This window comes from Clavibacter phaseoli, assembly GCF_021922925.1.
Taxonomy (GTDB): domain Bacteria; phylum Actinomycetota; class Actinomycetes; order Actinomycetales; family Microbacteriaceae; genus Clavibacter; species Clavibacter phaseoli.
In genome coordinates this window covers 1,537,093-1,550,424 of sequence record NZ_CP040786.1, presented here as the reverse complement: position 1 = coordinate 1,550,424, position 13,332 = coordinate 1,537,093, and the positions used below count along the sequence as shown (strand labels likewise).

12 protein-coding genes are annotated in these 13,332 nt (G+C 75.6%); 8 read left to right on the top strand and 4 right to left on the bottom strand.

The window, feature by feature from the left end:
- Window positions 1-16 precede the first annotated feature (16 nt).
- Entirely contained in the window at window positions 17-796 is a 780-nt protein-coding gene (locus FGI33_RS07220) for a DUF4184 family protein (protein WP_237582446.1), read from the top strand.
- A gap of 13 nt (window positions 797-809) precedes the next feature.
- On the opposite strand, the gene FGI33_RS07215 is transcribed toward FGI33_RS07220, so the two are convergent.
- Entirely contained in the window at window positions 810-1,841 is a 1,032-nt protein-coding gene (locus FGI33_RS07215; RefSeq protein ID WP_119402481.1) for an Lrp/AsnC family transcriptional regulator, read from the bottom strand.
- A gap of 192 nt (window positions 1,842-2,033) precedes the next feature.
- Between FGI33_RS07215 and FGI33_RS07210 the strand changes: the two genes are divergently transcribed.
- Genes FGI33_RS07210 through FGI33_RS07185 form a run of 6 tightly spaced genes read left to right on the top strand, consistent with a single transcriptional unit; the run spans window position 2,034 to window position 9,900 of the window.
- On the top strand, window positions 2,034-3,584 hold the full coding sequence (locus tag FGI33_RS07210; RefSeq protein ID WP_182623316.1) for an ABC transporter substrate-binding protein: 1,551 nt from the start codon (window positions 2,034-2,036) through the stop codon (window positions 3,582-3,584).
- A 13-nt stretch (window positions 3,585-3,597) separates the two neighbouring features.
- Complete coding sequence (locus tag FGI33_RS07205; protein WP_119434882.1) at window positions 3,598-4,656, top strand: ABC transporter permease; 1,059 nt, start codon at window positions 3,598-3,600, stop codon at window positions 4,654-4,656.
- The gene (locus FGI33_RS07200) at window positions 4,649-6,451 is read left to right on the top strand and encodes a dipeptide/oligopeptide/nickel ABC transporter permease/ATP-binding protein (RefSeq protein WP_237582445.1); all 1,803 of its coding nucleotides are present in this window, start codon (window positions 4,649-4,651) and stop codon (window positions 6,449-6,451) included. The genes FGI33_RS07205 and FGI33_RS07200 overlap by 8 nt, the downstream gene beginning before the upstream one ends.
- Window positions 6,448-7,317 carry an ABC transporter ATP-binding protein gene (locus tag FGI33_RS07195; RefSeq protein WP_119435314.1) on the top strand — a complete coding sequence of 290 codons (870 nt, stop codon included), beginning with the start codon at window positions 6,448-6,450 and terminating at the stop codon, window positions 7,315-7,317. Before FGI33_RS07200 ends, FGI33_RS07195 begins: the two co-directional genes overlap by 4 nt.
- Before the next feature lie 55 nt (window positions 7,318-7,372).
- Window positions 7,373-8,665: a metal-dependent hydrolase family protein gene (locus FGI33_RS07190; RefSeq protein WP_119435313.1), complete on the top strand. Its 1,293-nt coding sequence runs from the start codon at window positions 7,373-7,375 to the stop codon at window positions 8,663-8,665.
- Entirely contained in the window at window positions 8,662-9,900 is a 1,239-nt protein-coding gene (locus FGI33_RS07185) for a M20 metallopeptidase family protein (RefSeq protein ID WP_237582444.1), read from the top strand. The genes FGI33_RS07190 and FGI33_RS07185 overlap by 4 nt, the downstream gene beginning before the upstream one ends.
- 31 nt (window positions 9,901-9,931) lie before the next feature.
- On the opposite strand, the gene FGI33_RS07180 is transcribed toward FGI33_RS07185, so the two are convergent.
- Window positions 9,932-10,789 carry a class I SAM-dependent methyltransferase gene (locus FGI33_RS07180; RefSeq protein ID WP_237582443.1) on the bottom strand — a complete coding sequence of 286 codons (858 nt, stop codon included), beginning with the start codon at window positions 10,787-10,789 and terminating at the stop codon, window positions 9,932-9,934.
- A 47-nt stretch (window positions 10,790-10,836) separates the two neighbouring features.
- On the opposite strand from FGI33_RS07180, the gene FGI33_RS07175 reads away from it, so the two are divergent.
- Window positions 10,837-11,457 carry a helix-turn-helix transcriptional regulator gene (locus FGI33_RS07175; RefSeq protein WP_119435574.1) on the top strand — a complete coding sequence of 207 codons (621 nt, stop codon included), beginning with the start codon at window positions 10,837-10,839 and terminating at the stop codon, window positions 11,455-11,457.
- Here FGI33_RS07175 and FGI33_RS07170 read toward each other — a convergent pair.
- Window positions 11,454-12,947, bottom strand: coding sequence for a PASTA domain-containing protein (locus FGI33_RS07170; RefSeq protein ID WP_237582442.1), 1,494 nt, complete (start codon window positions 12,945-12,947; stop codon window positions 11,454-11,456). The two genes, FGI33_RS07175 and FGI33_RS07170, sit on opposite strands and share 4 nt — an antisense overlap.
- Before the next feature lie 140 nt (window positions 12,948-13,087).
- On the bottom strand, window positions 13,088-13,306 hold the full coding sequence (locus FGI33_RS07165) for a hypothetical protein (protein WP_119435819.1): 219 nt from the start codon (window positions 13,304-13,306) through the stop codon (window positions 13,088-13,090).
- Between the last annotated feature and the right edge of the window lie 26 nt (window positions 13,307-13,332).

Sequence of the window (13,332 nt, the reverse complement as noted above, 5' to 3'; positions counted from 1 at the left end):
CGCGTCAGGATGGGCCGTGCCCTTCACCGTCAGCCACGCCGTCGTCGCCCTGCCGGCGGTGCGCGGCCCGCTGCCGGCGGCGGCCGTCGCGGCGGGCGCGATGGCCCCGGACGTGCCGCTGTTCCTGCCCGGCGGCCTCTCCTACGCCGACACGCACGCGTTCCCGAGCCTCCTCGTGACGGCCCTGCCCGCAGCGGCCGTGCTGCTGGCGGTCTGGATGCTGCTGCTCCGCCCGGCCGCGGGGATCCTCCTGCCCCGGACGATCGCCGCCCGGCTGCCCGCCGCGTGGGCCGCGCGACCGCGGACCACGACGCGCGGCGCGCTCCTCGCGCTCGCCGCGCTCCTCCTCGGCGTGCTGAGCCACGTCGCCTGGGACGCCTTCACGCACGAGGGGCGCGCCGGCTCCGCGCTCCTCCCGGCCCTGGCGCAGCCGTGGGGCCCGCTGCCCGGCTACCGGTGGATCCAGTACGCCTCGTCCGTCGGCGGCCTTGTGGTGCTCGCGATCGCCGGCGCCACGTGGCTGCGCCGCACGCGGCCGCACCCGTCTGCGCGGGGGGCGGAGCCGGCCGCAGGACGCGTGCTCCGCCGCGCGCTCGCCGGGGCGCTCGTCGCGATCGCCGTCGTCGCTCTCGCGCTGCCGGTCGTCGTGGACGGGGTGCCGCGCGACATGGAGGCGCTCCGCGGGATCGCGTTCGATGCGATCACCCGCGGGGGAGCGGCCATGGCGATCGCCGTGCTGCTGGCGGCGCTCGCCGTGCCGGCGCTGCGCCGCGGACGGGCTGCCGCGGTCGACTGACCCGGCGGCGGCCTCACCCGTCGACGTGCGGATCCAGACCCATCGGCACGAACGAGCTCCACCTGCCCTCGTCGTCGAAGAGGTGACCGGTGCGCTTCGCGACGCGCGGCACCACCCAGCGGTCGACGATGCGGATGTTCTGGAACACGCGCGTGAGCTTGCTCTCGATGTCGTCGAGCTCCTCGAGGTTCCGCAGCCACAGCGACGCGACGAGGTTCGCCTGCCCGGTCACCGACGCGCACATCCGCAGCTGCGGGAAGAGGCGGAGCGCGGCGGCGACCTTCTCCATCTCGGACTGCGCGACGCTCAGCCAGATCATCGCCGAGCTCTCCCAGCCGAGCTGGTTGTAGGCGAAGTCGATGCGCCAGCCCACCCAGCTCGCCGCGAGCAGCGTGTCGATGCCGCGGGAGACGGACGCGAGCGACTTGCCCACGCGCTGCTGCACGGCGGAGACCGGGCGCCGGACGTCGTCGGTGAGGGCGTCGATGAGGTCGAGGTACGCCTGCGTGGGCGTCGCGCGGCGCGGGTTCTGCGGGAGCGTCGCCTCGACCGCGCGCGCCTGCGCCGCCGTGAGCGCGGGGACGCGGTAGCTCGAGCCCTCCTGGAAGAAGCGGCGGACGTGGTGCGTGCGCGTCCCGGCGATGCCCGGCACCGAGCTGCCGAGCTCGTCCACCAGCCGGTCGATGGAGAGGAGGTCGGCCGCGGAGAGGGTGAGGTAGAGGTCGCGGGATCCGCTCGTGCAGTGCACGCTCGTGATCTGGCGGCGGGCCGCGCACGCCCGGATCACGTCCTCGCGGTGGCCGGGCCGGCACATCACCTCGACGAGCGCGGTGCGGCGGGGGAGCGCGAGCCCGTCGGTGGCGGCGGTGCTCGGCGGCTCGAGGTAGAAGCAGGTCGACCAGACCACGCGCTCGTCCTTCAGGCGCTGCCAGCGACGGGACAGCGTCGACGCGTCGACCTGCAGGATCCCGCCCAGCTGCGCCCACGAGATGCGCGGGCTGATCTGCACGGCGTTAATGAGCTGGAAATCCAACGGGTCGGCCATCGCACGAATCTGGCATCGGTGTGCCCGATGTGTCAAGAATCCTGCCGATGCGGGCCGAGGACACGAAGGAGCGGGCGCGGAGGGCCGAGCATCGATCCATCGCGCCACGGAGCGCGGCCCGGCGGCACCCGTGCCCCGGACGGCGACGACGCCCCTCTCCCCATCCGCAGCACCCGCCCCACCGGAGGACCGATGCCCGCACCACGCCACCTCGCCGCCACCTCGCTGGTCGCCCTGTCCGCCCTCTCCCTCACGGCCTGCGCCGCGGGCGGGGCGGGCGGCGCGGGCGACAGCATCAACGCGACCCTCGGCACCGACCCGGGCGGCTTCGACCCCGCGCTCGCCCGCGCCGCCGACGACTACGTGGTCGACCGCATGCTGTTCGACACGCTGCTCCGCAAGGACGACGGCAACGTCTTCGTCGGCGGGCTCGCCACCGACTGGGAGGCGGCCAGCGCCTCCGACTACACGTTCACGATCCGGGACGACGCGTCCTGCGCGGACGGCACCCCCATCACGCCGACCGTCGTCGCCGACTCGCTCACGCGCTTCGCCGACCCGGAGACGGCGTCGACCGGTCGCACCCTGGCGCTCGGCGGCGCGTCCGCCGAGATCACGCCCGACGACGCGGCCGGCACGGTGCACGTGCAGCTCTCCGAGGACTGGGCCGACTTCCTCACCGGCATGACGCTGCCGCACTCCGGCATCGTCTGCCCGGCCGGCCTCGCCGACCCCGAGGGGCTCCTCGCCGGCACGGTGCCGGGCGCCTTCTCCGGTCCGTACACGCTCACCGCCTCGCAGCCCGCCGTCTCCTACGAGATGACGCTCCGCGAGGACTACGCCGCCTGGCCCGAGTTCGCGGATCCCGTCGAGGGCATGCCCGCCACCACCGTCACCTTCACGCCGATCGCCGACCCGGCCACCCTCGCGACGCAGCTGCTGTCCCGGGGCGTGGACGTCGCGAGCTTCAGCGGAGAGGAGGTCGAGCGCTTCGACGGCGACGACTCCTTCGCGCAGACGCAGGTGACGGGGCTCACCTCCTACCTCCTCTTCAACCAGCGCGAGGGCTCGCCGTTCGCCGGCCGGCCGGAGCTGCGCCGGGCGGTCGCGCAGGCGGTCGACGGCGTCGCCCTCACCGACGTGCTCACGGACGGGCGGGGTGACCGGATCGCGTCGGTCAGCTCGGACGCGGTCTCGTGCGTCAGCACCGACGACGGGCTCCTGGTGCCCAACGACCCGGACGCCGCGTCCTCCGCGCTCGCGGGCGTCTCGATCCGCCTGGTCGGCACGCAGCTCTTCGGACCGGGCAACGAGTACATCGCCGAGGTGCTGCGCGCCGCGGGTGCCGACGTCAGCTACGACGAGCTCGACAACGCGAACTGGTCGACCACGACGGGCTCGCCGACCGGCTGGGACGTGACCCTGCAGGGCGACATCAACCTCATGGGCACGCTCACCTCGTCGCTGCTGCGCGTGATGGGCCCGAGCCAGGAGGACGGCGGCCGCAACAAGACGGGCGTGGTCGACGACGCCGGGTACGCCGCGCTCACCGAGGCGATGACGGTCGTGGATCCCGAGGAGCGCTGCGCCCCCATGCAGGAGGCGCAGGCCTCGGTGCTCGACACGGTCTCCGCCGCCCCGCTCGCCGCGGTGCCGACCACGGTCGTGACCGCGGAGGGCGTCACCATCCGGGCGTTCGACGACTACGTCGACCCGTCCACGATGCGCCTCGCGGCCGAGTGAGCCGGGGGACGACATGACCGCCGAGACCGTCCCCGTCGCGGGGCCCACGGCCCCCGCGACGCCCGGCCCGGGAGCCGCGCCCGCAGGAGGCGCCACCCGCCGAGGCCGCTCCCTCTGGGTCGACTTCGCGATCCGCCGTGCCCTCGGGCTCGTCGGCACGCTCGTCGCGCTCGTCGTCCTGTCGTTCCTCATCGTGCAGCTCATCCCGGGGGATCCCGCGGTGGCGCTCGCCGGGGCCGACGCGTCGGTCGACGAGATCGAGGCGCTCCGCACGGAGCTCGGGCTCGACCAGCCGGTGCTCCAGCAGTTCGGCGCCTACGTGGCGCAGCTGGCGCAGGGCGACCTCGGGACCTCGTTCCAGTACCGCCAGCCGGTCGCGACCATCATCGAGAACCGGCTGCCGTTCACGGCCACCATCGCGCTCGTCGGCATCGCCGTCGTGCTCGTGGTCGCGGTGCCGCTCGGCATGCTGATCGGCGTCCAGACCCGTGGCGGCCGCCGGCGCTGGCTCGACACGCTGTTCGGCGCCGTCACCGGGTTCCTCGACTCGGTGCCCGGGTACGTGATGGCGACGATCCTCGTGGTGCTGTTCGCGCTCGGGGTCGGCCTCCTGCCGATCTTCCCGCCGGCCTACAACGCCCGGGCCGGTGCCGTCGCGTACGTGCTGCCGATCGCGGCGCTCGCGATCGGGCCGATCTGCACCATCAGCCGCGTGGTCCGCCGCGAGACGCAGGTCGTGCTCGAGGAGGACTACGTGCGCACCGCCCGCGGCTGGCGGCTCGGCGCGCTGCCGCTGCACCTCAAGTACGTGCTGCCGAACCTCATGACCACGACGCTCACCCTGAGCGGCCTGATCCTCAGCGGCATGCTCGGCGGCGCGCTCATCATCGAGAGCGTGTTCGCCCTGCCGGGGCTCGGCACCGGGATCATCAAGGCGATCCTCGACCGCGACTTCCCCGTGATCCAGGGCATGGTCCTCGTCCTCGGGATGATCGCCGCGCTCGTCAACCTGCTCGTCGACGTGGCCCTCGGCCTCATCGACGCGCGCACCCTCGGAGGACGCCATGACTGACACGACCGCCGCCGCGACCGCGGCCGCAGGGCCCGCCGTCGCGGCACCCGGATCCACGCCCCGCCGCTTCCACTGGACGCCCGGCCTCGTCACGGGCCTCGTGCTCCTCGGCGCCGTGGTGCTCGTGGGGATCGTCGCGCCGCTGCTGCTGCAGGAGCAGGCCGACACCATGGCCGAGCGCGCCGCGTCGCCGTCGGCCGCGCACCCGCTCGGCACGGACCAGGCCGGGCACGACATGCTCGCCCGCAGCCTCGTGGCCACGCGGCTCACGCTCGTCATGACGCTCGGCGCCACGGCGATCGCGGTGCTCGTCGGCATCGTCGCGGGCACGGCCGTCTGGCTGCTGCCGCGGCGGGCCCGCGAGGTCTGCCTGCGCGTCATCGACGCGATGGTCGCGTTCCCCGGCCTGCTGCTCGCCCTGGTGGTGGCGGCGATCCTCGGGGCGGGCGCGGTCCCGGCGGTCATCGCCATCGGCGTGGCCGGCATCCCGACCTTCGCGCGGCTCACGGCGAACCTCGCCGCGAAGGTCTCGCAGCGCGACTACGTCTCGACCGCGCGCCTCCTCGGCGTCGGCAACCGCCGGATCGTGACCGACCACATGCTCCCGAACATGGCGGAGCCGCTGCTCGTGCTCGCCGCCTCCACGTTCGCGCAGTCGCTCACCGCGATCTCGGCCCTCTCCTTCGTCGGCCTCGGCGTGCAGTCGCCGCAGTACGACTTCGGGAAGCTGCTCAACGAGGCGCTGCCGTCGCTGCTCGCGGGGCGGCCCGAGCAGACGGTCGGGCCGGCCGTGCTCATCGTCGTGACCGGCCTCGCCGCGATGCTCGTCGGCGACGGGCTCGCGGCCGCCGCGGACCCCCGCTCCGGCCGCCGCGCGTCGGCCGCCTCCGTGCGCGGCGCCGGCACGACCCTCGTGCCCGGGCTCGACGCCATGGTGCGCGTCGAGGACCTCTGGGTCCGCACGTCGTCGGGCGCCCCGCTCGTGAAGGGCATCTCCTTCACGGTGGCCCGCGGGGAGATCGTCGGCATCGTGGGGGAGAGCGGATCCGGCAAGTCGCTCACGGCCATGTCCGTCGCGCGGCTCCTCGCCGACGGGCTCGAGGCCGAGGCCGCCACCATGCGGCTCGACGACGTGGACCTGCTCGGCCGGGTGGATCCGCGGGTCATGGCCCAGACGGTGAGCCTCGTCTACCAGGACCCCGGCAGCACCTTCAACCCGGCGCTCCGGCTCGGCACGCAGCTCACCGAGGTGCTCCGCACGCACCGCGGGCAGTCGCGGTCCGCCGCGCGGGCGACCGTGCTCGACGCGCTCCGCCGCGTGCACCTCACGCTCCCCGAGAAGCGGCTGCGGCAGCACCCGCACGAGCTCTCCGGCGGGATGCGCCAGCGCGCGATGATCGCCGCCGCGCTGTCGGTGGACCCGAAGCTGATCATCGCGGACGAGCCGACCACCGCGCTCGACGTGACCGTGCAGGCCGAGATCCTCCGCGAGCTCAAGCGCCTCAACCGGGAGACCGGAACGGCCGTCATGTTCATCTCGCACGACATCGGCGTGGTCCGCGCCCTCTGCGACCGCGTGCTCGTGATGAACGGCGGCGAGATCGTCGAGGAGATCGACGCCGACCGGCTCGACGCGGCCACCGCCGCGCACCCCTACACGCGGGCGCTGCTCGCGGCGACGCCCAGCCTCACCGAGCGCGTGGGCGAGCTGCCCGTCGTCGACTGGCGCGGCGAGCAGGCGGCCGCCGCCGCGACCGGCTCCCCGACGACCGACACCGAGGAGGTGGCGCGATGAGCGCCCGCATCGACAGCGCCGAGGCCCGAGCGGGCACGACCGGCGCCACCGCCGCGCCGACGCCCGACGCGACGCCGGATCCCGCCGCCCCGCCCATGCTCGAGGTCCGCGGCCTGGACGTCGTCTTCGGCTCGGGATCGCAGGCGGTCCGGGTGCTGAAGGGCGTCGACCTCACCGTCGGCACCGGCCGCACCGTCGGCCTCGTGGGCGAGAGCGGGTCGGGCAAGTCGACGCTCGCGAAGGCGCTCGTCGGCACCGTCACGCCCAGCGCCGGCACCATCCGGATCCAGGGCGTGGACACCCGGACCCTCGGCCGCCGCGACCGGGCCGCCATGCGCCGGCGCGTGCAGATGATCCCGCAGGACCCGTACTCCTCCCTCGACCCGCGGCGCACGATCGGGCAGGCGCTCGCCGAGGCGGTGGATCCGCGCCACCCCGACGTGCGCCGCCACCGCGACGCCATCGCCGAGTGGCTGCGCGTCGTGCGCATGCCGGCCGACGCGATCGACCGCTACCCGCACGAGTTCTCGGGCGGCCAGCGGCAGCGGATCGCGATCGCGCGCGGGCTCGTGGTGCGGCCGGAGTTCGTGGTCGCGGACGAGATCACGTCGGCGCTCGACGTGTCGGTGCAGGCCGAGATCCTCAACCTGGTCGCGCGCCTCCGCCGCGAGCTCGGCCTCTCGATGCTCTTCATCTCGCACAACCTCGCGGTCGTGCGGCATGTGAGCGACGACGTCGTGGTGCTCTACCGCGGCGACGTCGTGGAGCAGGGGCCGACCGAGCAGGTGTACTCCGACCCGCAGCACCCGTACACGCGGCAGCTCCTGGCCGCCGTCCCCGGCGCGCCCGGCTTCTCCATCGACTGACCGGGCGCCGACCGCGCGTCGGCGCCCGCCCATCCGCCCTGACGAGAGGATCCCCATGTCCCGACCCCCCGCACTGGTGCTGACCGGCGCGCGCCTCATCGACGGCACGGGCCGCCCGCCCGTGGACGACGCCGTGCTCGTCGTCGACGACGCCGGCGTCATCGTCCACGCCGGTCCCGCCGCCACCGCCCCGCCCGTCGACGGTGCCCGCACCGTCGACCTCGGCGGCCGCACGCTGCTCCCGGGCTTCATCGACACCCACGTGCACCTGTCCATGGACAGCGCCGACGGTCCGTACCACCGCGTCGCGAGCGACCCGGCCGTGCTCGCGTTCGAGACGGCCGACCGGATCCGCCGCACCCTCGACGCGGGCGTGACGACCGCGCGCGACCTCGGCGGGCTGGGCGCCGGGTACCGCGTCGCCGTCGAGCGCGGGCTCATCGCCGGGCCGCGGCTGCACGTGGCGGTCAAGGTCATCAGCCACACGGGCGGGCACGGCGACTTCCACCTGCCGGGCGGCGCGATCCACACGCACACCGAGGCGATGTCCGAGATCGCCGACGGCGTGGACGAGGTGCGGCGGGCGACCCGGCGCATCCTCCGCTCCGGCGCCGACGTCGTGAAGATCTGCACCACGGGCGGCATGGGCAGCCCGCACGACGCCCCCGAGGACGAGGGGCTCCGCATCGACGAGGTGCGCGCCATCGCCGACGAGCTCGAGCGGCACGGCGGCATCCCGCTCGCGGCGCACGCGCAGGGCACCGCGGGGATCCACGCGGCCGTCCTCGGCGGCGTCACGAGCGTCGAGCACGGCTACGGCGTCGACGACGAGGCCATCGACATGATGGGGGAGCGCGGCACGTTCCTCGTGCCCACCCTCTCGACCGTGTTCATGGCGATCGACCGCGACCGCATGGCGCCGTACCACTACGCGAAGAAGACGCGCTGGACCGGGATCACCAAGGTCAACGTCGCCCACGCCATCGACCGCGGGGTGCGCATCGCGCTCGGCACGGACTCGGGCGTCGGCCCGCACGGCCAGAACCTGCGCGAGCTGGGCTGGATGGTCGAGCTCGGCATGGATCCCATGGACGCGATCGTCGCCGGGACGCGCACGGCCGCCGAGCTCCTCGGGATCGCCGACACGGTCGGCACGCTCGAGCCCGGCCGCCTCGCGGACCTGGTCGTCACCGACGTCGACCCGCTCACCCGGATCGCCGACCTCGGCGACCCCGACAACGTGCTCGTCGTGGCCCAGGCGGGCCGCGTCGTGAAGGACACCATCGGCCTCCTGGACCGCGCCGCGGCCGGGGCCACCGCCGACCGAGAGACGAGGATCCCCGCATGACCGTCGACGCCACGACCGCCCCGCCCGCCGACACCGCCGCCGCGACGGCCGACGACCCGGCCCTCCGGGCCGCCGCCGCCGCGCTGCTCCCCGGCCTGCAGGACCTCCGCCGCCGGCTGCACGCCGAGCCCGAGACGGGCCTCGTGCTGCCCGCGACGCAGGCGGCCGTGCTCGCCGCGCTCGAGGGCCTCGGGCTCGAGATCACGACGGGCACGAGGACGACCTCCGTGGTCGCGGTGCTGCGCGGCGGATCCCCGGGGCCGACCGTGCTCCTCCGCGGCGACATGGACGCGCTGCCGCTCGCCGAGCAGACCGGCCTCGACTACCAGGCGACCAACGGGAGCATGCACGCGTGCGGCCACGACCTGCACACCGCCGGCCTCGTGGGCGCGGCCCGCCTGCTCGCCGCCCGGCGCGACGAGCTCGTCGGCGACGTGCTGCTCATGTTCCAGCCGGGCGAGGAGAGCTGGGGCGGCGCCGAGATCATGATCGAGGAGGGGCTGCTGGAGGCGTCGGGATCGCTGCCGGTCGCCGCGTACGCGCTCCACGTCGGCCCGGGCGAGCGCGGCGTCTTCCAGTCGAGGCCGGGCCCCGTCATGGCGAGCTCGAACAGCTTCTACGCGACGTACCGCGGGGACGGCGGGCACGGGTCCACGCCGTGGAAGGTCACGGATCCCGTGCCGGCGATCGCGGAGCTCACCCTGGCGCTGTCGACCATGGTCGCCAGGCGGACGAGCGTCTTCGACCCGGCCGTCCTCTCCGTCACGATGCTCAATGGGAGCGCGACGCGCAACGTGATCCCCGAGACGGCGGGCCTCGGCGCGACCGTTCGCGCGCACTCGGAGGGCGCGCTGGAGATCCTCGAGCGCGAGTCCGTCCGGCTCGCCGAGGGCATCGGCGACGCGCACGGGCTCGCGACCACCGCGGAGTTCTCGCGGCACTACCCGCCGACGGTCAACGACGCCGCGGAGATCGCGCGCGTCGAGGACGCCGTCGCGGCCCTCTTCGGCGCCGAGCGCTACGGGACGATGCCGCACCCGATGATGGGATCCGAGGACTTCTCCTTCGTGCTCCAGCGGGTGCCGGGCGCGTTCGTGATGGTGGGCGCGTCGCCTGACGGCGTGGATCCGGCGTCCTGCGCGTCGAACCACTCGCCGTACGTGCTCTTCGACGACGCCGTTCTCGCCGACATGGCGACGCTGCTCGCGCACCTGGCGTTGACGCGGCTGCGCTGAAGCCGGCATCGGCGACCGGCGGCGGATCCCGTCAGCGGGGCCGGCGCCCGACGTACGCGGTGCGGGTCCGGCGGAGGGCGACGCCCGGGATGCGCGCCAGGGCGTGCGGGCCGTCGTCGTCGAGGAGGGCGTCGAGGGCCGCGCGGTCGCCGGCGTCCAGGCGGTCGGCCGATCGGTCGTGAACGCGGGCCAGCCACGCGCGGGCGTAGGGGAGGGTCGCCGTGGCGGCGATCGGATCCGCGGGGTCGGGGTCGATGCGGAACACGCGCGTCGCGACGTCGACGAGGCCCGCGTCCCGCAGCCACGGCGCCCAGTCCGGGTGCGACGGCCCGGCGGTGCCGCCGTGCGTGACCGCGTCGTCGAGGCGGTCGGCGAATCCCGGGCGGACGAGGTCGACATCGAGTTCGTCCGGCAGGAAGCGCGGCGCGCCGTCCATCTCGACGACCGCGAGCAGGCCGCCCGGCGCGAGCCCGTCGTGCACGCGCGCGAGGAGCCGCGCGGGGTCGGCGACCTCGTGCAGCATGAGCGACGCCCAGACCAGGTCGGCGGACGGCAGCGCGGGCCAGCCCGCGTCGAGGTCGGCGAGCACGGTGCGGATCCGGTCGGCGAGCCCGTCGACGACGGCGCGCTCGGCGACGCGGCCGAGCATGGCGGCGCTCGCGTCGACGGCGTGCACCTCGGCCCGGTCGAAGCGCCGCGCGAGCGCGACGGTCCCCGTGCCGGTCCCCGCGCCGAGGTCGACGAGCACGCGGCCGGCGGTGTCGCGCGCGAGGCGGCGGACCCAGGCGGTCAGCTCCCGCTGGTGCGCGTGCAGGATCCGGGCGTCGAGGTCGAGCATGCGGGCGAGCGAGGGGTCGGCGGGGCCGTGGGCGTGGTGCGGGTGCGTCATGGATCCAGGCTGGCGCACGCCTGCTCGTGGCGCATACGATCTTGCCCGTGACGCAAGAGCCCGATCTCGACGCCCTCGTCCGCCAGCGCATCCGGAGCCTGCGGGAGGCCCGCGGCTGGTCGCTCGACGCGCTGGCCGCCCGCTGCTTCCTCAGCCCGTCGACGCTCAGCCGCATCGAGACCGGTCACCGGCGCATCGCGCTCGACCAGCTCGTGCCGATCGCGCAGGCCCTCGAGACGTCGCTCGACGCGCTCATCGAGTCGGGCGACGACGCCGACGTCGTGATCCGCCCCCAGGCGGACTCGGAGGCGGGGCGCACGATGTGGATCCTCTCGCGCGGCGGCGGCAGCGGCTCGGGCCCGTTCGTCGCGAAGATGCGCATGACGCCGACGCGGCCCGTCTCGGTGGACCAGCTCGGCGTGCACCCCGGCCGCGACTGGTTCACGGTGCTCTCGGGCACGGCCCGGCTCCAGCTGGGGGAGCGGACGATCCTCGTGGAGGCGGGCGACGCCGCCGAGTTCTCGACCATGGTGCCGCACGCCATCGGCGCGCACCGCGGCGTGGTCGAGATCCTGACGATCCTCGATCGCGACGGGCAGCGCGCGCACCTGCGGACGACGGGGACGGTGGCCGCCGCGCAGGCGGGAGACGATCCGACGGACGGCTAGCCCTCGGGCGTCGGGGCGTCGCTCGGCACCGGACTCGGGTCAGGGCCAGGGTCCACCGGATCGGTGGTCGCGGGCGGGTCGGTGGGCACCGGAGGCACGGGGTCGGTCGTCGCGGGCGGGTCCGTGGGCACTGGAGGCACGGGGTCGGTCGTCGGCACCGGGTCGGTGGTCGGCACCGGGTCCGTCGTGGGCTGGGGATCGGTCGTCGGTGCCGGGTCGCTGCCCGTCCCGCCGCCGCTTCCGCTTCCGCCGCTTCCGCCGCTTCCGCCGCCACCCGTGCCGGTGCCGCCGCCCGGGGTGAAGGTCCCCGTGCCCGGACGCGTGCCGGGACGCGACGGGACGTCGGGCGCCTTCGGCACGACGGGAAGCGCGATCCGCTCGGGGGCGGCGGTGGCGAGCGTGAGGGTCACGACCGTGCCGGGCGCGACGCGCGTTCCGGCGGCCGGGTCCTGGCTCGCGACGATGCCGACGTCCTGGCGCACGAACCCGCCGCCGCCGCTGCCCGCGAAGGCGATGCCGAAGCCGGACGCGGCGAGCGTGTCACCGGCGTCGGCGCCGGTCATGCGGGTGACGTCGACCATCTCGACCAGGCCGTCGGCCGAGATCGGGAGCGGGTTGGCGGGATCCGTCGCGTCCGGCACGGGACGCGAGTCGGAGATCTCGATGGTGTCGGGGTCCGCGACGTCCTCGCGCGGGGTGGGGAGCGTGGAGGCGACCGCGCCGCCCGCGATGAGCACGAGCGCGAGGCCCGCCGCGACACCGCCGGCCGCGCGGCTGCGGATCCCGGGGATCCAGGCGGAGCCGCGGCGGATGAGCGGGATGAGCCCCGCGACGAGGGCGACCACGCCGAGCGCGATGAGGAGTCCCGGGATCCCGGCGATGACGGCGGCGGCGACCACGAGCACGGCGGCGACCGCGAGCGCGGCCCACGGCCAGGTGCTGCGGCCGCGGAGGGCCGGAGCGGTGGCGGCGGCGCGGGGCACGGGGGCGGAGGCGGCGCTCGTGGCCGGGCGCGGCGGCGCGAAGCTGCCGGCGACGGACGTGGTCCGCGGCGCGGGAGCGGGGGCTGGCGCGTCGAGGGGCGCTCCCGTCGGCGGCGCCATCGGCAGGCCGGCGGGCGGCGCGACGGGGTCGCCGGTCGGCGGCGCCGTCGGGTAGCCCGCGGGAGGCGCGACGGGCGCGCCCGTGGGCGGGGCGAGCGGCGCGCCGACGGGCGGGGCCTCCACGGAGGCGTCGACGGCGGATCCGGCGGGCGGGGCGAGGGGGGCGGCCCCGGGCGCGTAGTCCTCGGGCAGCGGCGACTCGGAGATCAGCTTGGGCTCGGGCGTCGACGACGCGCGGCCCGGGAAGACGCGGCGGCTGGAGACGAGCGACGTCCAGCGGGCGCCGTCCCAGAAGCGCTGGTTCCCCTCGCCGTCGCCGAACCAGCCGGGCTCGTCGGACGACGGGGTGACCGACGTCGGGGAGGCGGGCGGCGGGGTCGACGACATGGTGCTCCTCGGGGAGAGCGCTCCTCAGGTGGAGAAACTGCTCCTCCGCCCAGAGTAGGCGGCGCCCGGGCCGGTCGGGAAGCCCGGGCGCGTCGCCGGGCGGCCCGCCGCACCCCCAATCAGGGGCGCGGCGGCGGGCGTCAGGCGGCGAGCGGCGCGGCGGCAGTCGGAGCAGCGGCCCGTGCGGCGGCGAGCATCGGCGCGAGGTCGACCTCGAGGCTGCGCGTGCCGGCGAGGCGGAAGCCGTCGGCGCCGCCCGCGAAGGCCACGCAGGAGGGATCGCCGGGGAGCGGGGTCGCGGCGGCCGACGGCGTCGGGGCGTAGGCGTGGGCGGTGGTGGGGGCGACGATGGCGGGCACGGGATCCTCCTGATCTCGCCGCCCGG